Here is a 23,174-nt window from a genome sequence, read left to right as displayed (position 1 = left end):
GAGGAATAATAATGAGAAGGGCTCTTTTATTTCGATGGCTATCCCTCGCCGCCGTCAGCCACACCCTGGAAGTCGGTGGACGCTGCGCGTTTTATAGCCTCATATTCCGACTGGTCGAGACAGCTTAATGTATCGCTTTCTCAGGGTGACCGTTATCCGCCCCTACTACCCGCTACTGTTGGGTATCCTGTTGCTCTCCTGCACCCTGCTCAGCCATGCGTCGGATCGCCAGCTACTGGTGCTGGTCTCACAGCGCAATGCCGAAACCATCGCCGAGGCGGCACAGCAGTTTGACCGGCGCCACCCGGGTTATCGCATCGTCGCCCGCAGCGACGCCCAGCTTCGGGAAGTGCCTGCGACGGAGATCAAACAACTTATCGCTGGCAGCGATTTGGTATTGGGAGTGGGGCTGTACGGTGCCGCCGTGGCGGAACTGGAACTGTGGTTTGGCCGTACGGGAACACCGCTGCTGATTATGAACAGCGATCACCGACTGCTCAGGCACAGCCGCCTCGGCGGCCGGCCGGTGTTCAACGACGACGAGCAATTGCGCCACATCGCCGGCATCCAGCCCAGCAAGAATTTCCACCAGGTGCTGGACAAGCTAGTGTCGGAATACCCCGAACAGGCGGACTGGATTACCGCCCGCCGCTATTGGCAGGCGGGGGGCAGCGCCAATACCGCCAACCTGTTTGCCTGGGCTTTCCGATTTCTCGGGGCCGATATTGCAGTACCCGGCGCCGAGCCGGTGCCGCGGTTGCGCTGGCAGTTCGGCGGCGAATTCAGCACGGAGCTGCCGCCCATCCCCAGCGATAGACCGGTACTGGTAATGCTGGACCACGCGGGTGGCGACCGACCGGCGGACAACGCTTTGCTGCAGGAGATATGCCGCCGTGCTGCGGAACAAATCGGTCATCAGTGTCTGGTGGGCCTGTCCTACTGGGGTGAGGCGGGTGTGGAAGCGGCGCGCGCGCTGGCGCCCCTGAAATCCAGGCTCAGCGCGGTGGTAATGCTGCAGGACTTCGTTATCGGCGGGGGGGAGGGTCGGGAAAAAGTGACCGACGCCCTCACCCGCCTCAATGTCCCGGTACTGAAAGCCATCAAATTACGGGACCGCACCGCTGCGGAGTGGCAGCTCTCTTCCGACGGCATGGCCCGGGACAAGGTCTACTATCAGGTGGCCATGCCGGAACTGCAGGGCGCTGGTCAACCGCTGGTGATTGCCACCGCGGGGAAACAGGTGGACGATCCGCTCACCGGCATCCGCATCCAGCCCATTGGCGGGGTGGACGACGGGATCGACACCCTGCTGTCCCGCATCGGTAAATGGCGCCACCTGCAGGTCACTGTCAACCGAGACAAGCGTATCGCCATCGTCTACTACAACCACCCGCCGGGGCGCCACAATATCGGCGCCGACAACCTGGACGTGCCCGCCTCCCTGTGGCAGATCCTAAATCGCCTCAAGGCCGAAGGTTACCGAACCGGCGAGCTGCCTGAATCCGCGGAAGCATTGCTGGACATGATGCAGGACCGGGCCATCAACCTGCCCAACAATGCCGATCTCCTGGAGCAGATGGCGCCCAATATCCAGCGCATGTCCGCCGACCGGTACCGGCGATGGTTCGAGACTCTGCCCACCACCGTGCAGCGGGAAATGGTCGACGGTCCCTTCGGCCTCCTGCACGAGCAGCTCCGGCACGCCGTAGAGGCGGGCAAGCCCCAATTTGCCGCCAACTCCCTGAACCACACCGTGGAGGAAATGCGCCACCTGCTGGAGGGTGTGGATCATCCGGGCCGCGGCCGCGCCCTCGCGCTGCTGGAACAACTGGAAAGCTGCTATCGCCGGTCCATTGATCAGCCAGACAACCCCTGCTGGGAGGAGGCGCTGAAGCTCATTGACGCCCTGCGGCAGACCGGCATAGAGGGCCTGGGCGGCTGGGGAGAGATTCCCGGCAAGGTGATGACCTACAACGGCGAAATACTGCTGCCGGGGTTGCGCTTTGGCAACGTTTTTATCGGCCCGCAACCGCCCCGGGGCTGGGAGATCAACGAGGAGCTGTTGCATGCCAACCTGGCGTTTCCCCCGACTCCCCAGTACCTGGCGTTCTACCACTATCTGCGCGACGAGTTTAAGGCGGATGCCATGGTGCATCTGGGGCGCCACTCCACCTACGAGTTTCTGCCCCGGCGCGCCGTGGCCCTGGCCGCGGACGACTACGCCCGCATTATCGCCAGCGACATACCTGGCATTTACCCCTACATCGTCGACGGCGTCGGCGAGGGTATTCAAGCCAAGCGCCGGGGGCTGGCGGTGATGGTGGATCACCTCACGCCGCCGCTGGAGCACACCCCGCTGTACGACGACCTGCTGCAACTGCGCCAGTTGGTAGAGAGTTTCGAGGTCAACCACGATGCCGGCAATCCAACCCTCACCAGCCGGCTGGTCCAACAGATTCGCGACAAGGTGGATGCCCTGGAACTGAGGGACGAACTGGCGCAAGCCATGTCCGCCGAACTGGCGGTGATGGGTATCGGCTTCGATGAGGTGGACGACGACATGCTGGTGCATGAGGTGGGCCACTACCTCACCAGCCTGCAGGAACGCTTTATGCCTCTGGGGCTGCATGTCTTCGGCAGAGACTGGGACGAGAATGCCGTCGCCATGATGCTCGACTCCATGGCGCCGGATAGTGACAGCGAACGGGTGCAGTGGCGAGAGTTGCTAACCCGGTCACCGGCAGCGGAAATGGGCGCTCTGCTCCTCGGGCTGGACGGTGGCTTTATCGCCCCTGGTCCAGGCAACGATCCCATTCGCAGCCCGGAAAGCCTGCCCACCGGCCGCAATTTCTACGCCCTGGACAACAGCCTGATTCCCAGCCCGGTGGCCTGGGAACTGGGCCGGGAAATGGCCGCCGACGCCCGCGCCAGCAACCCGCAAAATCCTGACAAACGGGAGGCCCTGGTGCTCTGGGCGTCTGACGTGGTGCGTGACGAGGGGGTGATGATCGCCTTCGGTCTGGATATGCTGGGGTTGAAACCGGTGTGGAACAGCCGTGGCCTGGTCAAGGGCCTGGAACGGCAACCGCTCGCGGACGGCCGGGTTCGGCGAGACGTGGTGTTCACCACCTCCGGTCTGTTCCGGGACCTGTACAGCCGCCAGATGGCGCTGCTCGACCAGGCAGTGCTCATGGCCCTGGACGCCAGCGCCGATGCCATCGTCCGCGACTACCCGGCTCTCACCCTGGCGTTGCAGGAGGCCCTGCAACCCTTGCGGGAATCGGGACTCTACGGCGGGCAACAGGGCGGCAGCGAAAGCCTGGATCAGAACCAGGTGGCCGCCCACTGGGTGAAACAGGCGCAGGATTTACTGGTCGGCGGCCACGCCGCGGCGGAAGCCGGTGCGCTGGCTAGCCTCCGTGTCTTCGGTGACGCCCCCGGCAGCTACGGCGCCGGGGTCAACCGGCTGGTGGACCGCTCTGGCGCCTGGCAGCAACGGCAGGAACTGGCCGAGGTCTATTTGCGTCGGCTGGGCCACAGCTTTGGCCGCAACGGTGGCGATGGTGGGTTTTTCGGCGCGCCGGTGGAGGGCGTGTTCCGCACCGTGCTCGGTGACGTGGAAAACACCTACCTGGGTCGTTCCAGCAACCTATACGGTCTGATCGACAACAACGACGCCTTCGACTACCTGGGCGGCCTCAGCCTGGCGGTGGAAACCCTCACCGGTAAACCCCCCAACAACTACGTGCTCGACCACGCCAATCCAGGAAAAACCCTCGTCCGGCCCCTGTCCCTCGCCCTGCGCCAGGAACTGCGGAGCCGCTACCTCAACCCGGAATGGCTGAAAGGACTCATGGCCCACGGTTACGCCGGCGCTCGCACCATGGGCAGCGAATTCCTGGAGTATCTGTGGGGCTGGCAGGTGACCAATCCCGCCCTGGTGGGGGACTGGGCGTGGCAGGAAGTGAAGGATGTCTACGTGGACGACCGCTACGGCCTGCAACTGGATGAATTCCTGGAGGAAGGTCACAACGTTCATGTAAAGAGCAATATGCTGGCTATTATGCTGGTAGCCATCCAGAAAGATTTCTGGAAGGAAGATGCCGCCACCACCGCTCAACTTGCCGGGGAGTTCACTGCACTGGTGACCGCCCACGGCCTGCCCGGCAGCGGCCATACCACACCGGACCACCCGCTGTTCCCCTGGCTGGAGCAGCACCTTGCACCGGACCAGCAGGAGTCCCTGAAAGCGGTAGTGGCGCGTGCCCAATCCGAACCGGAACAGCGCAGAGAAACGCACCGGCTGACGGAAGTCGAACTGGAAGAGCCGGAAGACCTGCAGGCCCAACCACCTCAATCCAGTGACGACCGGCCAAGCGAGCCGCCCGCCGCCGATGATCGCCAGCGAAGCAACGGGTCAAACCCGGCAAGCCACTGGGCCTGGCTGCTCCTGGCAGCTTCCATACTGATTATCGCCGCCGGTTTCTACCGGGCGCTGGCCCATTCAAAAGGAGGAGAATCACCATGATCCACGGACTCACCCTGGGCATTCTTCACCAGATTGTCGGCTGGCTGCTGTACCCGGTTATTGCCGGCCTCGGCCTGGCCCTGCTGCTGACCCTGTGGGAATTGGGCATCGCCCTGGCGGAACGCACCGCCACCCTGGCCCGCTACCGCAACGGCGAGGCCGCCCGCTTCGAGGGCTACGCCTTGCGCCGGCTGGAGCGGGCGGACCTGCTGGCCCGCAGCGGTCCGATTCTCGGCCTGATGGGCACCCTGATTCCCCTCGGTCCTGGACTGGTGGCACTGAGCTCCGGCAATATCGACATCCTCGCCACAGCGCTGACCGTGGCCTTCGACACCACGGTGATCGGCTTGCTGGTGGGATTGGTGGCCTACATGATCGGCCGGGTGCGCCGCCGCTGGTACGAATCCGTCTGGCAAACCCTGGAAGTGGCCCACCGTGAACACATTTAATCCGCGCCCCGCCGGCGGCCGCGGCAAAACCCGGTCCTGGAAACGGGGGCATTTCAGCGAGGTGGACAGCGATCCGCTATCCGGCTTCGCCAACATCATGGATGTGATGCTGGTGTTCGCACTGGGCCTGCTGATCGCCCTCATTGCCCAGAGCCGCGAACTGCGCCAGCATTTCCAGCTGGAAGACAAAGTGGATATCCGGCAGGGCAGGGAACTGATCGAGGCTCCGGCGTCCATTCGGAAAGCCCTTGATGGCAATGGCGAGGGTATGGAAAGTCTGGGTAGGGTTTACCGCGATCCGGAGACCGGGAAATTGATTTTGATTGGCGGGGAGTAGTAACGAAAAGGCACGAAAAGAAAAGGCGAAAAGGGGGCGACCCCTTTTGGGACCCTGTGCTCGGGTGAGTTGGACGCAATGTGCTTGACACACCGCTCCGGCTCCAGCTCTTTACTATGGCGGTAGTACACTGACGTACCACACCTACCGAATGGATGCCTTTCTTGGCGTGGCCAGTATTGTCTAGTGTCCATCAAGTCTCCGAGTCCTTCTTGTGTAGTACCGGCAGTACTATACAAAACAGGTCCAGAATTCACGTAGGAGTGCGATTTTCTGGGCCAAATATAACCACAAAGAAGAGGGCGGAGTTTTTCTACTGCCTCGTTAGCTGCCGAAGTTACCGGTCAATGGCGTCATGTCTGCCATCGCGCAGAACGCCCGTTCTAGTTCATCAGCCTTTTCCTGGGCATTAATATCCCGAAATGGGATATTTCAAAAGATGTATTAAGTTGGAATGTCCAGTTTCGAAGCCCAGCTCAGGAGGCAGGATAATGTCGCAAGAATCATCCAAACCAGATAAAACACCGCTCGAAGTCGATTTGATGCACTTCGATGATGACTTTGTTGAATTTGCTGATTATTGCTCTTTTATGTGCGATGCATTTGCCTGTTTGGCTATGAGGGAAGATTATTTAGGTGGAAACACGGCTGGCGGGATTATTCGTTACAGTAGCCGGATAAAACGTCGAGTGGAAGTATTAAAGGAAGACTTAGGGAAAATATATGAGAAGGCCTATCGAATCCGGAAGATTGGGTAGGTTGCAAACACCATTAATAATATGATTCAAATTGCACTTTCGGAAACGATTTTGTTTGTTTTCGTAGGTGGTGATTACATAAGTGGAGGAGAAACATGTCGAAATCGAAAGGTTCTCAATCTCTAACCGGTACAATATTCGCTACACTTCCTGACAGGAACAGCGTTGTGATTCTTGATCTCAAGACAATGAAAATAACCAGCACAATTTCTGTTGGTTACACACCTTATGGAGCAGTGTCAGCTTTTGACGGAAAAAAAGTTTATGTATCGAATTCCGGAAGTGACTCGGTCTCAGTTATTGATATTGCCTCAGCAACAGTTACTCACGAGATTTCGGTTGGACGGCGTCCCTGGGATTTAGCGATTCACCCTGATGGGTCAAAAGTATATGTTGCCAATATCGTTGACGGAACGATCTCAGTAATCGATGTCGATAGTCATGCGGTGGTTGATACGTTTCCGGTCAAGAATTACGGTGGAGCAAACGATATAGCTTTTGCACCAAACGGAACACGTCTCTACGTGACTAGCTTATTTAGCGGGTATGTAACCGCGTTCGATACCAAAGATAACACGATAGTCGGTACGACTAGATTCGGTAACTATGTTCTTGGGATAGCAGTAAGTCCTCTAACTCATGAGTTGTTCGTGACCAACTACGGAACAAACGGGAAATCGTCCGATACGGTTTCAGTCATAGATCCCGATACTTTTTCTGTGACAAGAGACATTAAAGTCGGGACCCAGCCAGGATGTGCCTTCTTCTCTTCAGATGGAAAAACTGTATATGTTACGAATGAGAACAGTGCTACCGTATCTGTAATTGACGCGGCTTCATATTCGGTGACAAAGACCATAGCGGTTGGTGAAGGCCCGCGGTACATCTGGATTCGAAACGATGACTCGGTTGCTTGTGTGACAAACGAGTATTCAAAAACACTATCCATAATTGACCTGTCTTCAAACACTGTAGTCGAAACGAGACCTATTGACGGAGGACCGGTTGGCGTGACTATGTTGCCATCCAAAAAAGAAGCGGGTATCACAATAAGTCAGGTTACATCTCCTACTACCCAGCGGTTATTTGCTGTTACGTACGGTAAAGGGAAGTTCGTTGCAACAGGTTCAGACGGTCAGACAATATATAGCACAGATGGTCTACACTGGAAATTGAATCCGCCACTACCATACACCCAATTTCTATACCTTGATAACGTGGCTTACAACGGAGCTGAGTTCATGATCACAGGGAAAACAGCTTCAAGCAGGAAACCAAACTTCTTTTCCGGTTCGAACGGAACTAACTGGGATGGTCACATAGTTGATGGTATATATTCTGCTATTGCGTGGGGTAACAACGTTTTTGTAGCAGTTGGATCATATGGCGGCGTACATGGGAAAGGTGTATATATCGCTACAACCACTAAAAACAATGGTTGGAAGGTGTTTAAAGATGCTTCTGGGACCTCACTTCAAAGTGTAACGTATGGTAACGGAAAATTCGTTGCAATAGGTTCCCACGTTCGTATTAGCACTGACGGTTTGAATTGGGCTAGTTACGATACAGGCTTTTATCCTTCGCTTGTAGATATATGCTGGAGTCAGAAAAACGGGATGTTCGTCGCGGTTGGGCAGTTAGGATTGATCATAACAAGTCCGGATGGGATTTCATGGACTGTGCAGTCCTCAGGTACACAGAAAACTCTGATGGGCATCTGTTGGGATGAGAGCATTATGGAGTTCGCTGCGGTTGGTGACGGCGGTATTGTTCTTACTAGTCCCGACGGAGCTACCTGGACTTCGCAACTCTCACCGGTGTCTGTTGATCTATATGGCATAGTGTCCGCTGACGAACAATTTGTTGTAGTTGGTGAGAACGGTGTCATATTACAAATGGTAATTACAAAGTAGATTCACCTTTAAAAAACCAGGGATTCAACACGGGCTCTTCGTAATGGTGGCTCCCCGTCATTTTGGCATCTCGGAGGATGGGGTCACCTGGACTGTTTCGGAGTTCGACTTCGGAGATAACTTCGGAGAGGCTCTTCCGGCTCAGCTTACGGAAACGGGACTTTCGTTTCTTACTTATTTAATAGGCGTCGTCTCCCTTGACCGCTACTACAGTGGCGCCAGCGCCTCCACCAACTGCTGCAGGAACCCGAGCCCCTGGCCGAACAGCTGCTGCAGAAATCGCCCGAAGTCCGTCATCAACGTCAGCAGCAGAAACAGCCCCAGGGTCAGCGAGGTGGGAAAACCCACGGAGAAGACGGTGAGCTGGGGTGCGGAGCGGTTGAGAATGCCCAGCGCCAGGTTGACGATCAGCAGCGCCGCTACCGGCGGCAGCGCCAGCAGCAGGCCGGACGCGAAAATGGTGCCGCCGTAGCGGACCAGCATGTCCAGGCCGCCCGGGGCGAGTCCCACGTAGCCGATGGGCAGGATGCGGAAGCTGCCGGCCAGTATATCGATGGCGATCAGGTGCCCGTTGACCGCCAGGAACATCAGCAGGGTGATCATATGCAGCAGCCTCGAGAGGACCACGGTGTTGACGCCGTCCGGGGTCACGAAGGTGGCGAAGGCCAGCCCCATCTGCAGGCCGATATATTCCCCGGCGGCCTGTACCGCGCTGAACATCACCCGCAGGGCCAGGCCCATGGCTGCGCCTATCAGGGTCTGCTCCACCATGATGCCGAGTCCCGCCCAGGACCACACCGGCGCCGCCGGCAGCGGCGGCAGGCCGGGCGCCACGGCGGCGCTGAGCAGCACCGCCAGCCCTATCTTGACCCGAGCCGGCACGGCGGTGTGGCCGAGCAGCGGCGCCGCCATAAAGAAGGCCGAGAGTCGCATAAAGGGCCACAGGAAGGTCACCAGCCAGGCGTGCAGTTGCGCGAAGGTGATTTCTACCACCGCTCAGGAAACCAGGAAGGGGATATTCTGGAACAGGGTGCGGGTGTAGTCGGTGATCAGCTCCAACAGCCAGGGTCCGGCGACCACCAGGACGGCGAAAACCCCCAGGATCTTGGGAATGAACGACAGCGTCATCTCGTTGATCTGGGTGGCTGCCTGGAACAGGCTCACCAGCAGTCCGATCAGCAGGGCGGCGATCAGCATGGGCGCGCCCAGGTAGAGGGTGACCATCATGGCCCGGTAGGCGATGTCCATTACGGTTTCCGGGCTCATATGAAAAAGCTCTCTGCCAGGGACCCGACAATCAGCTGCCAGCCGTCCACCAGCACGAACAGCATCAGCTTGAAGGGCAGGGAAATGGTGGCCGGTGGCACCATCATCATGCCCAGTGCCATCAGCACGCTGGCCACCACCAGGTCGATAATCAGAAACGGAATGAAAATGGTGAAGCCGATCTGGAAGGCGGTTTTCAGTTCACTGGTGACGAAGGCCGGCAGCAGTACCCGCAGGGGAAGCTCCGCCGGACTCTGCACGTTTCCCACCTCCGCCAGCCGGGCGAACAGGGCGATGTCCGGCTCGCGGGTCTGCGCGAGCATAAACTCCCGCAGCGGTTGACTGCTCCGCTCCAGGAACTGGTCGAAGCTGATTTCCTCGTTGGCCAGGGGCTGCCAGGCCGTCTCGCGAATCTCTTCAAGCACCGGGGACATCACGAAAAAGGTGAGAAATAGGGAAAGCCCCAGCAGCACCTGGTTGGGCGGCGCTGCCTGGGTGCCCATGGCGGTGCGCAGCAGGCTGAGCACGATGATGATGCGCGTGAAGCAGGTCATCATCAGTAGCACCGCGGGAATAAAGGCCAGGCTGGTGAGAAGCAACAGGGTCTGTAGCTTGATCGACCACTGCTGCCCACCGCCGGTGGTGGGCTGGCTGACGATACCGGGCAGGGCCTCCTGGGCCCAGGCACCGGCGGCCGGCCACATCAGAGCCAGCGTGACAACCAGAAGAACCGGCGGCCGGATCACGACCGTCTCCCGCCGAGATTGTGCGCGAGCGCCCGGGCGAAGCGGTTGGCGAAACTGCCGTCGCCCGGCGCGGTACCCGGCGCGACTGGCCGCTCCGGCGCCGGCAGTTCGTGCAATTTGCTGACACTGCCGCCGCCCACGCCCAGCACCAGCCAGGTACCTTCCAGTTCCATCACCACCACCCGCTCCCGGGCGCCCACCGCGCGGCTGGCGATCACCTTAAGGCCCGGGTCGGAGGCGCCCTGTACGCGCTGCGGGCCGAGCCGCCGGAGCAGCCAGCCGCACAGCAGGATCAGCGCCACCATCGCCGCCAGCACCAGGGCGGTCTTGCCCAGTGCGGCCATGCCCGATACGGCCTCGGCGCTGTTGGGGGTTGCCGGATTCATCGATTGAGCTTGTGCACCCGTTCGTAAGGGGTGACGATTTCGGTGATGCGGATGCCGTACTTGTCCTCCACGACCACCACCTCGCCCTGGGCGATCAGGTAGCCGTTGATCAGGATATCCATGGGCTCGCCGGCGAGGCCGTCGAGTTCGATTACCGAGCCCTGGGCCAGTTCGAGTAGCTGCTTGATGATGATGCGGGTGCGGCCCAGTTCCACGCTGAGCCGCACCGGAATGTCCATCACCATTTCCAGATCGCGGGGGGCGGCGGTGCCCGCGCCCTGCTCCAGGGGCCTGAAGACCTGCTCGCCGGCATTGCGGGCAGCCGCGGCGGTGTCGTCGTCCGCCGCCGCTTCCCCTTCCATCCGCGTTTGTTCCGCCAGGGCGTCCGCCCAGATATCGGACTCCCCGTCGGCGGGCTGTTCGGCCACGGCCACGTCGTCGTTCAGATCGGGTTCATCGGCATCACTCATCGCTCGGATTCCTCATTTTTCGGCGTAGCTCCCTTGATGAAATGGCCGGCAACCGTTGCCGCCCGCGCGCCGCTGTGCTCGATCACCCTGGATACGCGCAGGGCGCGCTGCCCGTTGCGGCTGCCGTACTCGCATTCCAGTACCGGCACGCCGTCCACCCGTGCGGTGACAGTGTCCGGCAGGTCGATGGGCAGTACGTCGCCGCGCTTCAGGTTCATCACCGCGGCGATGCGGCTGGGCAGGCTGACGAATTCCGCCACCAGTTCCACTTCGGACTGGCGGATCTCGCCGGCCATGCGCCGGTTCCAGGTCTGGTCGCCGGCGTCGCGGCCGTCCGCTACCGGGTTGGTGAGCAGGTCGCGCAGCGGCTCGATCATCGAGTAGGGCATGCAGATCTGGAATTGATCGGACAGGCTGCCCACCTCCAATTGAAAGGTGGTGTTGACGATGATCTCGTTGGGAGAGTTGGTGATATTGGCGAACCTGGCCTGGAGTTCCGAGCGCAGGTAGCTGATGTCCAGCGCGTACACGGATTTCCAGGAGTCTTGGTAGGCATTGATGGCCAGTTGAAGTATGCGCTGGATAATGCGCTGCTCGGTATTGGTGAACTCCCGCCCCTCGGATTTGGTGACGAAGCGGCCGTCGCCGCCGAACAGGCTGTCCACCACCATGAACACCATACTGGGCGGAAACACTATCAGGCCGGTGCCGCGCAGGGGCCTCATGCTGATCAGGTTCAGGTTGGTGGGTACTGGCAGGTTGCGGGCGAAGTCCTTGAAGCTCTGGTAGCGCACCGAGTCGACGGTGATGTCGGCGCTTCGCCGGATCAGGTTGAACAGGGCGACCCGGAAGTGGCGCGCGAACCGCTCGTTGATGATGTCCATGCTGTGCAGGCGTTCGCGGATCACCCGCTGCTGGGACACCGGGTCGTAGGGGCGCACCTGGGGCTTGGCGCTCGCGGTGTCCGCGTCGTCGCCGTCGCCCGGGCCATGGAGCAGGGCATCGATTTCTTTCTGCGAGAGCAGATCGTCCTGGGCCATGTGTGGATCCGTTACTGCACGATGAACTCGGTGAAGAGCACGTCCTCGACCAGGAGTTCGGGCTGGGGGTGGGCCATCGGTTCGGAGAGCGCGGCGAGAATGCCGGCGACCAGCTCCCGCTTGCCTTCCGGCGTGGCCAGCTTCTCCGGGCTCTGCGCCGAATGCAGGAGCAACAGCCGGCTGCGCACCTGGGGCATGTGCTCCAGCAGGAATTCCCGGGTTTCCTTGTTCCCCACCTGCAGCGACAGGCCCACATACAGGAGCCGGCTGCTGTAGGGTTTCCCCTGCAGGTTGACGGTGAACGGATCGATTTTCACGAAGGTTGGGGGGCCGCTGGGCAGAAGAGCACCTTCTCTCTCTTCTTCCACGGCGGCGGCGCCGTCGTCGCTTTCCCTGTCCCCCAGCAGCAGGTACAGATTGATGGCGACCAGTGCGGTGACCAGTATCCCTGTCGGGATCGCCAGCCACAGCCATCTGTACGATTTGCTGGAGGTCTCTGCCATCGACTCGCGCCTTTGCCCGGAAATTCTCAGTTGGGCGGAGAGTATGCCTCTACCGGAGGGTTGGGGATTCGAAGAAAAAGCCACTGTATTGAGCCTATCTCGGCGTATAGACTTTCCGGAGAGGTGACGCTGGGTCGAGTTGATGGTCGGATACAAATTGGCTGAGCCAAAACTGAAAAAATTATTTCAGGAGTCCCTGTAGGATGGGCAAAGCGCAGCGTGCCCATCAGCGGCGCCTGAAGATGGGCACGTCGCTACGCTCCTTTGCCCATCCTACAAAGAAGAAGCGGCTTAACTAAGTGCCATTCCTTCCGGAGCCCTGGGGCGGTGCGCATGGCGCACCCTACGAATACAAAAGTGGCCTAACTCAACCGCTGCGCTCTCGTCCTCATATTCGGACTTCTCTCCTCAGGCATAGAGGTCCACGCCGCCGGTTGCGGGTGCAACTGCCACATGAGTGGGTGGTACGGCCTTGCGCCCGGTTTCCGTGTCGCCGGCCGGCCCTTCGCCGTGGCTCTGGCCGGCGGCTTCCCGCTGTCCGGACTGCTGCCGCTGTTCGCCCACACTGGCCTCACCGAGGGCGATGCCCTGCTGGGCCAGGGCTTCGCGCAGCTGTGGGATGGCCTGTTCCACCGCGCCGCGCACTGCGGCGTGGGCGGAGAAGAACTGTGCCTGGGCACCCTGGTCGTCCACCTTCAGGTTCACCGACAGCGGGCCCAGTTCGCGCGGGTTGAGGCGCAGCTTCATCCGATCCTCACCGCGCTGGACCAGTTCGACCACTTGCCGGCCGAGTTCCTGCTGCCAGGGTTGGCTGGCCACCGGGGCCTGCAGGGTGGCCTGCGGGGCGCTGGTTCGGGGGGCCTCCGGCGCGGGGGCCGCGGCCGGTCCGCCGGAACTGGCGGCGGTGTTCGCCGGGGGGGCTTCCGCCGCTGTGCCGCCGGGAACGACGGGAGGTTCGGCGGGGGCCGGGTTCGTGATCGCGCCGGCGGCGGCGCTGTCCGCCGCCTGGAAGCCGGTATTCCGGGTGGTGCCCGGAGCGACTGGGGTGGATGCGGGCGCCGGTTCCGCGTCGGTCGGGGCACGTTGGTGACGGTCGTCTCCGCGCGGGGCCTGCGCCCTGCCTCCGGGGATGGGTGAATCCGACCGGGGCGGGAGGCTTTCTCCGCCGCCCGGGTTGGTGACGGCGGCAGTGGTAACCGGGGCCGCGGGGGCGGTATCCGCGCCCGCGGTTTCCCCGTCGTCCTGTTTTGGGGCGGCGTCTTCGGGGGTGTCCTCCGGTGCAGCGGCCGGAATGTTGCCGGCGCGAAGCGGGTCGGCGGTGATATCCCGCGGGGCGATTTCTTCTGCCGCCGGCCGGTTGCTGCCCCCGGTTCCGAAAGCAGGGCTCGCCGGTAGTGTCTTGCCCGTGTCGCCGGCAGCGGCCTGGAGGATATGGATAAAGGACGTATCTTCCCCGGTGGTTTCGGGGGAACCGGTGTCGCCAGTCTTCGGCTGCACCTGGGTAAGCAGTGCGGTGATTTCCACGGTCTGTCTCCTATGCGGGGGTCCGGTCATCCGCCCGCGGGCGCCGGGCGAGCATGTTTTGGGCCATTTCATCCGCCTGGCGGCGCTCGAGCCTCTGCGCCAGGTGGCGCTCGCCTTCCGCCCGGCGGGCCGCCAGGGTGTTGTAGGAGGACAATTGGCGCTGGCGCTGTTGCCACTGTCGCTGGCTGGCGGTCACCCTTTCGCCCTGCTGATCCAGGGTGTCGCGGGCGCGGGCGATGGCGCTGTCGAGGGAGCGGATGAAGAGGCTGTAGTCGCCCAGGGCGGCGGCGCTGATGCCCCGGCCCATGGCTTCCTGCAGATGCCGGCGGTACTCCTGCTGGTACTGCTGCAGGGTTTCCAGTTGCGCCGCGGTCTGTTCCCGGCTGCGCCGCTCTTCGGCGAGCAGGCGGCCGGCGCCGTCGCGGGCCCTGCGGCTCCGTTCGATCAGGGTGTCCAGCGGGTTTGTACTCATTGTTCGCCTCCGAGCAGGGCCGCCAGGGCCCGCTGTGAATCCTCGATGCCGGCGCGCTCGCCGATGTCCTGCTGCAGAAACCTTTCCATTTCCGGGTACAACTGCACCGCCCGGTCCAGTTGCGGATCGAGGCCGGGGGTGTAGGCGCCGACGCCGATCAGGTCCCGGTTGCGTTGGTAGCGAGAGAAGAGCTGTTTGAACTGCCGGGCCCGGCGCTGGCAGTCGCCGTCCGCTATGGCGGTCATGGCGCGGCTGACGGAAGCCTCGATATCGATAGCCGGGTAATGCCCGGCCTCCGCCAGCGCCCGCGACAGCACTATGTGCCCGTCGAGGATGGCGCGGGCGGAGTCGGCGATGGGGTCCTGCTGGTCGTCGCCCTCGGTGAGCACTGTGTAAAACGCGGTGATGGAGCCGCCGTTCTCGCCGTTACCGGCGCGCTCCACCAGGCCCGGCAGTTTGGCGAACACCGAGGGCGGATAGCCCTTGGTGGCCGGCGGCTCGCCGATGGCCAGGGCGATCTCCCGCTGGGCCATGGCATAGCGGGTGAGGGAGTCCATGATCAGCAGCACACTCTTTCCCGCATCGCGGAAGTGTTCCGCCACCCGGGTGGCGTAGGCGGCGCCCTGCAGGCGCTGCAGCGGCGAGGTGTCCGCTGGTGCGGCCACCACCACCGAGCGGCGCCGGCCCTCCCCGCCGAGAATATTGTCGATAAAGTCCTTCACTTCCCGCCCCCGCTCGCCGATCAGCCCGACCACGATGACGTCGGCGCTGGTATAGCGGGCCATCATGCCCAGCAGCACGGACTTGCCCACGCCGGAGCCGGCGAACAGGCCCATGCGCTGGCCACGGCCGATGCTGAGGAGGCTGTTGATGGCGCGGATGCCCACATCGATCCCGGTGTGGATGGGGGGGCGCGCCAGCGGGTTGAGCGGTGCCGCGGCCAGGGTGCCGCAGTCCCGGCCGGCGAGGGATTCGCCCCCGTCCAGCGGGCGGCCGCTGCCGTCCACCACCCGCCCCAGCAGGGCCTCGCCGAGGGGAAAGCGGCGCGCCCAGACGCCGCCCGCGCGGAGCGGAAATACCCGCGCGCCGGGCGCCAGGCCGCCGATTTCCTCCAGTGGCATCAGGAACAGCCGGTCGCCGGAAAAGCCCACCACCTCCGCTTCAGCGATAGCCGGCGCACCACTGCCGGCGGGAGACAGCTCGATGCGGCAGCCGCTGCCGAGGGGAGCCTTCAGGCCCACCGCTTCCAGAACCAGACCGGTGGCGCGCACCACCCGGCCGCTGGCGCGGTAGCGGGGGGCGGCCTCGACGCGGGCGGTCGCGCCCCGCAGGGCCCGGCGCCACTGTGCCCGGTGGAGGGGCGCGCAAGCCGTCACAGGCTGCCCTCCCCGGCGGTTTCCGGTCGGGGGGGCGGGCGGCGCACCTGTTCCCGCAGTTCCTGCCAGCGGTTTTCCCAACTGGCGTCCAGTTCCCCGGCGGCGCCGCTCACCCGACAGCCGCCGCGCCGGAGGCGGGGATCTGGACAGAGTTTCCAGCCGGCGGCGGCGAGTTCGCGGCCCAGCTCCGCTTCCGCCAGCGACAGGTCCTCCGGGTGCAGCCACAGGCGGGGCCCGTCGCCAAGCAGGGGCTCTTCGCGGAGCAGTGCCCGGACCAGGTCCAGAATCTGTTCCGGGTGCTCCCGGAGTGCATCGCCGGCCAGTTGCCTGCCCGTGGCCAGGGCCAGGTCCACCAGGTCGGCGGCTATCTCTTCGTCGAGCCGGGAGAGGGCTTCGCTGAAGCCCTGTGCCAGTCCGGCCAGGGGTTCCAGGAGTTCCCGCCGCCGGCGGGCGCTCTCTTCCTCGCCGGCGCGGCGCCCCTCTTCGAAGCCCCGGGCGAGACCTTCCTCCCGACCCGCTTGGAAACCTGCTTCCCAGCCCTCCAGGCGGGCCCGCTCGCGGGTTTCCTCCCGCAGGGCCTCCAGTTCCGTCTCGCGCCGGTCCACCGCCAGGCCGCCGTCGTGCCCGCCGCTCAGTTCGCCCATGCTCCAGCGGCGCCAGGTATCAGACATAGGCGTCGTCTCCGCCGCTGAGCACTATCTCCCCGCTGTCCGCCAGGCGGCGCGCCGTCTGCAGGATCGCCTTCTGCTCGCTTTCCACCTGGGATATGCGGATCGGGCCGCTGGCCTCCATCTCCTCACGCAGCAGGGTGCCGGCGCGGGTGGACATATTGCGCAGGAATTTGTCCACGAGTTTTTCGTTGCATCCCTTGAGCGCCACCATCAGGGACCGGCTGTTGATCTCTTTGAGCAGCAGTTGGATGGCGTGATCGTCCAGGTCGAGCAGGTTTTCGAACAGGAACATCTCGTCGATGATCTTCTGCGCCAGGTCCTCACTGTGGGCACGCACTCCGTCGATTACCGTTTCCTCGGCGCTGGAGTTCATCAGGTTGAGAATCTCGGCGGCGGTGCGCGCGCCGCCCATCTTGCTGCGCTTGAGGTTGGGGCCGTCGAGCATACTGCCGAGTACCTCGGTGAGTTCCTGCAGCGCGGCGGGCTGTACACCGCTGAAGGTGGCGATGCGCAGCACCACGTCGTCGCGCAGTTTGTCCTCGAACTGTTCGAGCACCGCGGAGGCCTGGCGGCGCTCCAGGTGCACCAGGATGGTGGCGATGATCTGCGGATGTTCGTCGCGGATCATCTCGGCAACCACGTTGGCCTCCATCAGGTTGAGGGCGTCGATACCGGATTCGGCGCTGCTCTGCTCAAGGATGTCCTCAAGCAGGCTGGCGGCCCGTTCGTTGCCCAGCGCCTTGGTGAGCACCGAGCGGATGTGTTCGCTGGAGTAGAGGTTGAGCGCGGTGAATTCGCCGGACTCTTCGTGGAAGTCTTCCAGCACCCGGCGCATTTCCTCATGGGAGACGCTGTTCAATGAGGCCATTGCCTGGCTGATTTCCTGTACTTCCCGCGCGGACAAATGCTTGAACACCTCGGCGGCGCTGTCCTCGTCCAGGGCCAGCAGAAGAATCGCGCTGCGGCGCACGTTGCTCAGATATGGTTGATCAGTCACTGCGGTTCATCCAACTGCGCACGATCGTGGCCACCATGGCGGGGTCTTCCCCGGCCATTTCCTGGAGGTCCTTCAGGTTCTGCTGGTAGGCCGAGGAGCGCCGCCGGCGGCGTGGTGGCGGTGGGTTTTCTTCTTCGCCCTCATCCCCGGCGACGGCTTTGACCGCGGGCGCGGCGGCCGGGGCCGGACGGGTGCGGGCGGGTTCCGGCCGCTGCCGGAGGTAGCGCTCGACCATCGGGCGCACCACCCACAACAACAGCAGCAGCGCCGCCAGGCCGGCGAGCAGGTAGCGGCCGAGGCTGAGTAGGAAATGCTGCCAGAAGGGGTTTTCCCACCAGACGGTTTTCACTTCGACGACTTCGCGTTCGGTGAAGGGGCTGTTGACCACTTCCAGGCTGTCGCCGCGGTCCCCGGAATAGCCCATGGCCTGGCGGGCGAGTTGCCCGATGTGCTGCAGTTCCTCCGCGGACAGCGGCGCCGGTTCGCCGCCGGCGGCATCGGTTTCGCGGTAGTCCACCACCACTGCGACCGACAGCCGCTCGATCCGGCCGTACTGGTGCCGGATATGGGTGACGTTGCGGTCCACTTCGTAATTGATCAGGTTTTCCCGACGCAGGCGCCCGCTGTCGCCGGGGGCCTCGGCCTGCGTCTCTTCGTCGGTCTGTTGGATGGGGGAGGCGGCGGCGCCGGGCGGGGTGTTGGTCAGGGCGCCGGGAATTCCCGTGGCCATGGAGGTATCGCCGTCGAGGTACACGTTGTTGCGGGCGCTGCGCACCGCTGCCGGATTGTCGTCCTGGTTGGGGGCGTAGCGTTCGCTGGTTTCCTCGCGGCGGTTGAAGTCGATCTGCGCTGCCACCTGGGCGCGCACATTGTCGCGGCCGAGGATCGGCGCGAGGATGTTTTCGATGCGCTGTTGGTAGCGGTGCTCGACTTCCCGCACATAGTCCAGTTGGGTGTCGTCCAGACCGTCGCTGGCGCCCAAGCGGGACAGCAGGCGGCCGGCCTGGTCCACCACGGTGACATTCTCCATCGCCAATTCCGGCACACTGCTGGAAACCAGATGCACGACGGCGTTCACTTGCCCCCGGCTGAGGCTGCGGCCCGGCTGCAGGGTCAGTATCACCGAGGCTTTGGCCGGTTCCCGGTCGCGGATAAATACGGAGGGCTTGGCCATGGCCAGGTGCACCCGAGCCCTGGACACCGGCCCCAGGGATTCGATGGAGCCGGCCAGTTCGCCCTGCAGGCCGCGCTGGAAATTTACCTGCTCGGCGAACTGGCTGATGCCGAACGCCTGCCGGTCCATGATTTCAAAGCCTGCGTTGCCTCCTTCGGGCAGCCCCTGCTCGGCCAGTTGCAGGCGCAGCCTGTACACCTGGTCGCCGGGAACCAGAAGGGTGCGGCCGCCCTGGCTGAACTCGTAGGGAATGCCGCGGCTTTCCAGTTCGCCGATAATGCGGCCGCCGTCGGATTCCCCCAGGTTGCTGTAGAGTACCCGGTACTCCGGGGCACCAGCCCACATCAGCAGTACCGCTACCACGGCGATCCCGGCCGCGCCGGCCACCAGCAGGGGAATCAGCGGGTTGGAGAGAAGCCGGCCCGGGAGTTGCTTCGCTGCGGACGCCGCCTCCTTTGCGGAGTGAACGGCACCGCTCACGCCGATGCCTTCCGGCAATTGGATGAAAAAGTGTTGCGGCGCTCGGGTCGGTTGCGAAAAGCCATTGCTGCTTTATTGGATCCTGATGCATCCGCCTCCGGGCGGGTCCTGACTCAGCGTGGAATTATGGCGGGGTGCCATTCGGGCAAAGGAGAGAAAAAGCCATTTTTTTGTCGTCAATTGGCTGCTTGGGTGCGGGCCGGGCGCTGGTACCTTTGCGTCGAAATTGGGAAAAGTTGACAACGCTATGAGTACGCCCGGGATCGACCGCACACTGGAACAGATGAAGCCTCTCACCCGCGAGGTCGTGGACTCCCCGGGTGGGAATTTCCAGGTGGAGGGCGGCGGTTTTGCCGATGCCCTGCGCGGCAGCCTGGAGCGCATCAACGGATTGCAGAGTTTGAGCGGCGAAATGAGCCGCGCCTTCCAGGCCGGGGAGCCCGGCGTGGCCCTGCACGATGTGATGATTGCCAGCCAGAAGGCCGGCATCGCCTTTGAAATGGGCGTGCAGGTACGCAACCGGCTGGTGAACGCTTACAAGGATGTGATGAATATGCAGATATAAGAGGGCGCCCGGGCTGCTGGCGTTGTAGTGCGTAGGATGGGCACGCTGCGCCTTGCCCATCCTGCATCAATGAATTAATTGCTTAACTTAGTCTGTTATCGCGGAGCGCCGAATCAGGCCTCCAGGCTCAGCAACCGCCCCCTGACTTCCTCCTGGCGTTGGGCCGCATTCAGCGCTTCCTCCGGGGGAATCTGCCGGATCAGCTCTCCGTTCTCCCGATCCACCAGCAGGATGACGGTGCGTCCGGAATCCTCGCTGATTTCGAATTGCACTCCGTAGGGGCGCAGTACCTCATTGACCTGTTGGATCGGTTTCACCAGCTCTTCCTTCGCCGCGGCGCGGATTTCCGGAGCGCTCTCCCCGGCGGATGACAGCTGGGCGAGCACTCTTTCCACTCGCTGGCGGGCGGACAGGTAGGAGAACTGGGAGGGCAGAGGGGAGGCGGTGTTGTTGTCCACCGGGCTGGCCATGGTTGTATCTCTTCCTTTGAGCAGGGTTGTTACGGTCTGTTTGGAGTATCGGCTGTTTCGTTGGGAGCTTTAGGTAATGGAAACCCGGCTTTCACGGTGCTGTGAGGAAGTGGGATATTTGAAAAGAAAAAGGCCCCGCAAGGGGGCCGAAAAAGGGGCGCAGGGCGCCCCTTAGCGCACGCGTTACCCCAGGAGGGATAGAACGTTCTGGGGTACCTGGTTGGCCTGGGCCAATACGGAGGTGCCGGCCTGCTGCAGGATCTGCGCCCGGGTCATGTTGGATACCTCCACGGCGTAGTCGGCGTCCTCGATGCGGGAGCGGGCCGCGGACAGGTTGGTTTCCGTTGTGCTCAGGTTGTTGATTGCGGATTCGAAGCGGTTCTGCATCGCACCCAGGTCGGAGCGCAGGGAGTCCACGTTGCTCAGTGCGGAGTCCAGGCTGGACAGCGGGTTGGCGGATCTCTGCGATAGGGCGATGTCTGCGTCAACGGTGACAGTGATGGCTGCGTCGTCGGCGGTGCCGTCGCCGTCGCCGTCGCTCACGGCTTCGATGTTAGTGACGGCGAAGGTGTCGCCGTTGCCGTCGGTCACGAAGTAGTTGCCGTCGGCATCCTTCTCTAAGGCACCGGTGACGGCGTTGCCGTCCGCGTCTTCGATGGTCACGGCGGTGGCAACGGTGCCGCTGGCGGCACCGGCGCTGTCGAAGGTCACGTCCAGGCCGGAATCGGATGCGGTAAAGGTATCGCCGTTGCCGTCCGCTGCGGTGAGGGCGCCGGCGTAGCCGTTTACGTTGAAGGTGTCCAGGCTCAGGGTTTGGGCGTTGATCTCCTTCAGGTTCATGGTTATCTGCTCGCCGTCGTTGGCGCCTACCTGAATGGAAAAGGCCTGGTCTTCGGCGAGCACCTTGACGCCGTTGAAGTTGGTTTCCTGGGAAATGCGGTCTATCTCGGACAGGCGCTGGTTGATTTCGTCCTGGATGGAGCTCAGGTCGCTCTGGGAGTTGGTGTCGTTCTGGGCCTGCACGCTCAGTTCGCGGATGCGCTGCAGGTTGTCGTTGACCTGGTTGAGGGCACCCTCTGCGGTCTGGGCCACGGAGATGCCGTCGTTGGCGTTGCGCTGGGCCTGGGCCAGGCCGGTGATCTGGGCGTTCATGCGGTTGGCGATGGCCTGGCCGGCGGCGTCGTCGGCGGCGCTGTTGATGCGCAGGCCGGAGGACAGTCGCTCCATGGAGGTCTGCAGGGCGTTCTGGGATTTGCCCAGGTTCTGTTGGCCGATCATGGCCGTGATGTTGGTGTTGATTACTGACATATCGATGTCCCTCGATGTTTCACCGTTTGATTGGTATGGCAACGGCGCGGGCCGTTATCCGGTCTTTCGGCGATTTTGCGATTTGCTTTAGGGATGGCCGAAAAACTTTTCCACTAAGGGCTCGCGCAGGAATAACTTCGTCGCACCGAGAGCGCAGCTGTGCCGCGCCGGCAAGGCGCACTTCGCAGGCAATGGCGTGCCCTTGTCAAGAAGTGCAACGCCGCAGGCGTGGCACAGATGCGCTCGAATGCAGAAGTTATTCCTGCGCGAGCCCTCAAGTCCCGCCCGCCCGGGCCGATAGCCTGAAATAGCGGGTGTCGCCGGGCCTTATCGACGGTTTCCGACCATTCCGGTGCGCCACAATGTGTGTGAAAGCTTTAAAGGGATGCACATGGCCAGTATTTCATCTTTGGGTATCGGGTCCGGCCTGGATTTGAACAGCCTTCTCGATCAGTTGGAATCCGCGGAGCGTCAGCAACTGAACCCGATCGCGCAGCAGCGGGAAAGTTACCAGGCGAAGATCTCCGCCTTCGGCAAGCTGGAGAATGCCCTGGCCTCCTTTCAGGACGCCGTGGCCGAACTCGCCGACGCGGACAGTTTCCGGGCCGTGAAGGCCGAGGTCAGTGGGGAATCGCTCACCGTTTCCGCCGGCGAGGAAGCGGTGGTGGGCAGCTATGACATAAACGTGGTGTATAACGCCCGCAGCTACAGCGTCGCCACCGCGGGCCTGGCGGACAAGACCGAGACCCTCGGAGCGGGCACTATCAGTTTTACCCTGGGCAGCGGCGATTCCTTTAGCGTCGACGTGAGCGAAAGCGAGAGTTCCCTCGAGGGCATTCGCGATGCCATCAACGACGCGGATGCCGGTGTCACTGCGTCGATCATCGACGACGGCAGCGGCCAGCCATACCGCCTGGCCCTGTCCTCCTCCGAAACGGGTACCGACGCGGCCATCGCTTCGGTGGATTTCGGCAGCCTGGGTGGGAGCCTGGCCCTGGATGCGGCCACCGAAGTCCAGGCCCGCAATGCACAACTGACGGTAAATGGTATCGCCATCGAAAGCCAGGGTAACCGGGTCGAGGGGGCCATCCAGGGCGTCACTCTGAATATTGCCGAGACCGGCACCGAGACGCTGGAGATCGCCCGGGACAGCGCGGCCATCGGCAAGAGCGTCCAGTCCTTCGTCTCCGCTTACAACGACCTGCAGGACACGCTGTCCGGCCTGACCGGCTACAACGCCGAATCCGGCAGCGCGGGGGCACTGCTGGGCAACGCCACCGTGCGCGGTGTGGAGTCCCGGCTGCGCGGCCTGATGGGCCAGGTCGTGGAGGGAAGTGGCCTGAACACCCTGTCCGAAGTGGGTATCAGTCTGCAGGTGGACGGCACTCTGGAACTGAACGAGGAAGCGCTGGACGATTTGGTGGCGAACCGCCTCGGGGAAGTGTCCGACTTCTTTGCCGGCGGCGGCGCTTTCGCCACCCGCATCGACACCGCCCTGGATGCGATCCTCGAGGACGGCGGCACCCTGGAAAACGTCACCGATGGCCTGGAAACCAGTATCGAGAACCTCCAGGAGCGCTACCGGCGCACCGAGGACCGAATCGACCAGACGATCGCCCGCTACCGGTCTCAGTTTATCGAGCTGGACAGCCTGATCGCACAGATGAACTCCACCAGTAGTTACCTGACCCAGCAATTCGAGTCGCTCAATGCGCAGTTGAGTCAATAACTTATAAGGACA

At 62.6% G+C, this 23,174-nt stretch carries 22 protein-coding genes; 7 read left to right on the top strand and 15 right to left on the bottom strand.

What is annotated here, in order from left to right:
* Positions 1-127: 127 nt before the first annotated feature.
* From ACRC0P_RS02820 to ACRC0P_RS02800, 5 genes are all read left to right on the top strand, one after another.
* Positions 128-4,528, top strand: coding sequence for a cobaltochelatase subunit CobN (locus tag ACRC0P_RS02820; RefSeq protein WP_438628267.1), 4,401 nt, complete (start codon positions 128-130; stop codon positions 4,526-4,528).
* On the top strand, positions 4,525-4,977 hold the full coding sequence (locus ACRC0P_RS02815; protein ID WP_438628266.1) for a MotA/TolQ/ExbB proton channel family protein: 453 nt from the start codon (positions 4,525-4,527) through the stop codon (positions 4,975-4,977). Before ACRC0P_RS02820 ends, ACRC0P_RS02815 begins: the two co-directional genes overlap by 4 nt.
* Positions 4,964-5,314 (top strand): DUF2149 domain-containing protein, encoded by a 351-nt coding sequence (locus ACRC0P_RS02810; protein WP_438628265.1) that lies wholly within the window; start codon positions 4,964-4,966, stop codon positions 5,312-5,314. Before ACRC0P_RS02815 ends, ACRC0P_RS02810 begins: the two co-directional genes overlap by 14 nt.
* 491 nt (positions 5,315-5,805) lie before the next feature.
* A complete protein-coding gene (locus tag ACRC0P_RS02805; RefSeq protein ID WP_438628264.1) occupies positions 5,806-6,072 on the top strand; it encodes a hypothetical protein in 267 nt (88 codons plus the stop codon).
* Positions 6,073-6,167: 95 nt separating this feature from the next.
* A complete protein-coding gene (locus tag ACRC0P_RS02800; protein WP_438628263.1) occupies positions 6,168-7,985 on the top strand; it encodes a beta-propeller fold lactonase family protein in 1,818 nt (605 codons plus the stop codon).
* 207 nt (positions 7,986-8,192) lie between these two features.
* Here ACRC0P_RS02800 and fliR read toward each other — a convergent pair whose 3' ends face one another.
* The 13 genes from fliR to fliF form a co-directional block, all read right to left on the bottom strand.
* Complete coding sequence (gene fliR / locus ACRC0P_RS02795) at positions 8,193-8,978, bottom strand: flagellar biosynthetic protein FliR (RefSeq protein WP_438628262.1); 786 nt, start codon at positions 8,976-8,978, stop codon at positions 8,193-8,195.
* Positions 8,979-8,981: 3 nt separating this feature from the next.
* A complete protein-coding gene (fliQ, locus tag ACRC0P_RS02790; RefSeq protein WP_438628261.1) occupies positions 8,982-9,251 on the bottom strand; it encodes a flagellar biosynthesis protein FliQ in 270 nt (89 codons plus the stop codon).
* A complete protein-coding gene (gene fliP, locus ACRC0P_RS02785) occupies positions 9,248-9,997 on the bottom strand; it encodes a flagellar type III secretion system pore protein FliP (protein ID WP_438628260.1) in 750 nt (249 codons plus the stop codon). Before fliP ends, fliQ begins: the two co-directional genes overlap by 4 nt.
* The gene (gene fliO / locus ACRC0P_RS02780; protein WP_438628259.1) at positions 9,994-10,383 is read right to left on the bottom strand and encodes a flagellar biosynthetic protein FliO; all 390 of its coding nucleotides are present in this window, start codon (positions 10,381-10,383) and stop codon (positions 9,994-9,996) included. Before fliO ends, fliP begins: the two co-directional genes overlap by 4 nt.
* Positions 10,380-10,853: a flagellar motor switch protein FliN gene (gene fliN / locus ACRC0P_RS02775; protein ID WP_438628258.1), complete on the bottom strand. Its 474-nt coding sequence runs from the start codon at positions 10,851-10,853 to the stop codon at positions 10,380-10,382. The genes fliO and fliN overlap by 4 nt, the downstream gene beginning before the upstream one ends.
* Entirely contained in the window at positions 10,850-11,893 is a 1,044-nt protein-coding gene (gene fliM / locus ACRC0P_RS02770) for a flagellar motor switch protein FliM (RefSeq protein ID WP_438628257.1), read from the bottom strand. Before fliM ends, fliN begins: the two co-directional genes overlap by 4 nt.
* Positions 11,894-11,904: 11 nt before the next feature.
* A complete protein-coding gene (gene fliL / locus ACRC0P_RS02765) occupies positions 11,905-12,396 on the bottom strand; it encodes a flagellar basal body-associated protein FliL (RefSeq protein ID WP_438628256.1) in 492 nt (163 codons plus the stop codon).
* A gap of 408 nt (positions 12,397-12,804) precedes the next feature.
* On the bottom strand, positions 12,805-13,920 hold the full coding sequence (locus ACRC0P_RS02760; RefSeq protein ID WP_438628255.1) for a flagellar hook-length control protein FliK: 1,116 nt from the start codon (positions 13,918-13,920) through the stop codon (positions 12,805-12,807).
* A 10-nt stretch (positions 13,921-13,930) separates the two neighbouring features.
* Entirely contained in the window at positions 13,931-14,392 is a 462-nt protein-coding gene (fliJ, locus tag ACRC0P_RS02755; protein ID WP_438628254.1) for a flagellar export protein FliJ, read from the bottom strand.
* Positions 14,389-15,768: a flagellar protein export ATPase FliI gene (fliI, locus tag ACRC0P_RS02750; protein WP_438628253.1), complete on the bottom strand. Its 1,380-nt coding sequence runs from the start codon at positions 15,766-15,768 to the stop codon at positions 14,389-14,391. The genes fliJ and fliI overlap by 4 nt, the downstream gene beginning before the upstream one ends.
* Complete coding sequence (locus ACRC0P_RS02745) at positions 15,765-16,439, bottom strand: flagellar assembly protein FliH (protein WP_438628252.1); 675 nt, start codon at positions 16,437-16,439, stop codon at positions 15,765-15,767. The genes fliI and ACRC0P_RS02745 overlap by 4 nt, the downstream gene beginning before the upstream one ends.
* The gene (fliG, locus tag ACRC0P_RS02740) at positions 16,432-17,436 is read right to left on the bottom strand and encodes a flagellar motor switch protein FliG (protein ID WP_438628251.1); all 1,005 of its coding nucleotides are present in this window, start codon (positions 17,434-17,436) and stop codon (positions 16,432-16,434) included. The genes ACRC0P_RS02745 and fliG overlap by 8 nt, the downstream gene beginning before the upstream one ends.
* Entirely contained in the window at positions 17,429-19,090 is a 1,662-nt protein-coding gene (gene fliF / locus ACRC0P_RS02735; protein ID WP_438628250.1) for a flagellar basal-body MS-ring/collar protein FliF, read from the bottom strand. Before fliF ends, fliG begins: the two co-directional genes overlap by 8 nt.
* A 247-nt stretch (positions 19,091-19,337) precedes the next feature.
* Between fliF and fliE the strand changes: the two genes are divergently transcribed.
* Positions 19,338-19,655 carry a flagellar hook-basal body complex protein FliE gene (fliE, locus tag ACRC0P_RS02730; RefSeq protein ID WP_438628249.1) on the top strand — a complete coding sequence of 106 codons (318 nt, stop codon included), beginning with the start codon at positions 19,338-19,340 and terminating at the stop codon, positions 19,653-19,655.
* A gap of 113 nt (positions 19,656-19,768) precedes the next feature.
* Here the strand turns inward: fliE and ACRC0P_RS02725 are convergent, their stop codons facing one another.
* Positions 19,769-20,125: a flagellar protein FlaG gene (locus ACRC0P_RS02725; protein ID WP_438628248.1), complete on the bottom strand. Its 357-nt coding sequence runs from the start codon at positions 20,123-20,125 to the stop codon at positions 19,769-19,771.
* A 183-nt stretch (positions 20,126-20,308) separates the two neighbouring features.
* Complete coding sequence (locus ACRC0P_RS02720) at positions 20,309-21,433, bottom strand: FliC/FljB family flagellin (RefSeq protein WP_438628247.1); 1,125 nt, start codon at positions 21,431-21,433, stop codon at positions 20,309-20,311.
* Positions 21,434-21,824: 391 nt separating this feature from the next.
* Here ACRC0P_RS02720 and fliD point away from each other — a divergent pair, with 391 nt between their 5' ends.
* Positions 21,825-23,162, top strand: a complete 1,338-nt coding sequence (gene fliD / locus ACRC0P_RS02715; RefSeq protein ID WP_438628246.1) for a flagellar filament capping protein FliD — start codon at positions 21,825-21,827, stop codon at positions 23,160-23,162.
* The last annotated feature ends 12 nt before the right edge of the window (positions 23,163-23,174 follow it).

Source organism: Microbulbifer sp., from assembly GCF_051659245.1.
In the GTDB taxonomy this organism is placed as follows: Bacteria; Pseudomonadota; Gammaproteobacteria; order Pseudomonadales; family Cellvibrionaceae; genus Microbulbifer.
Note: the sequence above shows the minus strand (reverse complement) of the source record. Positions and strands in the feature narration are given on the sequence as shown.

Excerpts from the sequence above, each read along its gene's own strand:
- fliO (WP_438628259.1), bottom strand. The coding sequence starts at position 10,383 with ATGAATCCGGCAACCCCCAACAGCGCCGAGGCCGTATCGGGCATGGCC.
- fliN (WP_438628258.1), bottom strand. The coding sequence starts at position 10,853 with ATGAGTGATGCCGATGAACCCGATCTGAACGACGACGTGGCCGTGGCC.
- ACRC0P_RS02725 (WP_438628248.1), bottom strand. The coding sequence starts at position 20,125 with ATGGCCAGCCCGGTGGACAACAACACCGCCTCCCCTCTGCCCTCCCAG.
- ACRC0P_RS02805 (WP_438628264.1), top strand. The coding sequence starts at position 5,806 with ATGTCGCAAGAATCATCCAAACCAGATAAAACACCGCTCGAAGTCGAT.
- fliM (WP_438628257.1), bottom strand. The coding sequence starts at position 11,893 with ATGGCCCAGGACGATCTGCTCTCGCAGAAAGAAATCGATGCCCTGCTC.
- fliJ (WP_438628254.1), bottom strand. The coding sequence starts at position 14,392 with ATGAGTACAAACCCGCTGGACACCCTGATCGAACGGAGCCGCAGGGCC.
- fliD (WP_438628246.1), top strand. The coding sequence starts at position 21,825 with ATGGCCAGTATTTCATCTTTGGGTATCGGGTCCGGCCTGGATTTGAAC.
- ACRC0P_RS02745 (WP_438628252.1), bottom strand. The coding sequence starts at position 16,439 with ATGTCTGATACCTGGCGCCGCTGGAGCATGGGCGAACTGAGCGGCGGG.
- ACRC0P_RS02820 (WP_438628267.1), top strand. The coding sequence starts at position 128 with ATGTATCGCTTTCTCAGGGTGACCGTTATCCGCCCCTACTACCCGCTA.
- ACRC0P_RS02815 (WP_438628266.1), top strand. The coding sequence starts at position 4,525 with ATGATCCACGGACTCACCCTGGGCATTCTTCACCAGATTGTCGGCTGG.
- fliQ (WP_438628261.1), bottom strand. The coding sequence starts at position 9,251 with ATGAGCCCGGAAACCGTAATGGACATCGCCTACCGGGCCATGATGGTC.
- ACRC0P_RS02720 (WP_438628247.1), bottom strand. The coding sequence starts at position 21,433 with ATGTCAGTAATCAACACCAACATCACGGCCATGATCGGCCAACAGAAC.
- ACRC0P_RS02800 (WP_438628263.1), top strand. The coding sequence starts at position 6,168 with ATGTCGAAATCGAAAGGTTCTCAATCTCTAACCGGTACAATATTCGCT.
- fliL (WP_438628256.1), bottom strand. The coding sequence starts at position 12,396 with ATGGCAGAGACCTCCAGCAAATCGTACAGATGGCTGTGGCTGGCGATC.
- fliE (WP_438628249.1), top strand. The coding sequence starts at position 19,338 with ATGAGTACGCCCGGGATCGACCGCACACTGGAACAGATGAAGCCTCTC.